At 61.6% G+C, this 628-nt stretch carries 2 protein-coding genes; both read left to right on the top strand.

Going from position 1 to position 628, the window contains the following annotated elements:
* Positions 1 to 127 precede the first annotated feature (127 nt).
* Positions 128 to 250: a hypothetical protein gene (locus LQ220_RS24970; RefSeq protein WP_290369096.1), complete on the top strand. Its 123-nt coding sequence runs from the start codon at positions 128 to 130 to the stop codon at positions 248 to 250.
* Between the two features lie 102 nt (positions 251 to 352).
* Positions 353 to 523 (top strand): hypothetical protein, encoded by a 171-nt coding sequence (locus LQ220_RS24830; protein WP_230190631.1) that lies wholly within the window; start codon positions 353 to 355, stop codon positions 521 to 523.
* Positions 524 to 628 lie beyond the last annotated feature (105 nt).

Raw genomic sequence — 628 nt, 5'->3', positions numbered from 1 at the left:
CTAGTCAAACGACCGCAGAGGTTCGTCGAGAAATAATGCGGAGCAAAGCCCGTCAGATAACGTCGCAATTCTGCGCATTTCATACACTGAAACCGCGTTCCTTCACATTATCGACACCTCGCGATTAATGAAGATCCTGCGCGGCGACAAGACCGCGATCCTGCACGCGGCGGCCAAGGCCGAACAGGCGGTCAAATGGTTGCGCCAGTTTGATCCTGCCCTTGGCGGCGAGCTCAAGGAGGCGGCTTGACGGCAACGCGAGTGCGGCTCCTTGAGCCCGCTCGCAAGCGAAGCGGGAAGGGGAGGGGGTGGGAGCCTGATGCGCCAGGGGGCGCAAAGGGAGACTTCGCCGATGAACTACGATCTCGACTTCCGCTATCGCCGTGCCCTGCAGCCCGACGCGCTGGCGACCATTCCGACCGCGACCCAAGCCGTCGTCGATGCCATGCAGGACGCGCGTAATGCCGGGATCGACCCGGCCCGCGATCCCGCGACCATCTTTGCCGCGCGACAATCAGGATGAGAATGCAGCGACAATCAAGGTGAGAATCGACGCTTGCTGGAACGGCGCAGGGCGTAGCCCGTAGCCGTTCCAGCAAGCGTCGAAGCCTCTTTTCATGGGGGTTCT

This window comes from Sphingobium sp. CECT 9361, from assembly GCF_918741285.1.
Classification (GTDB): domain Bacteria; phylum Pseudomonadota; class Alphaproteobacteria; order Sphingomonadales; family Sphingomonadaceae; genus Sphingobium.
The sequence above is the reverse complement of the archived record's forward strand: the minus strand, read 5'-3'. Positions and strand labels throughout refer to the sequence as shown.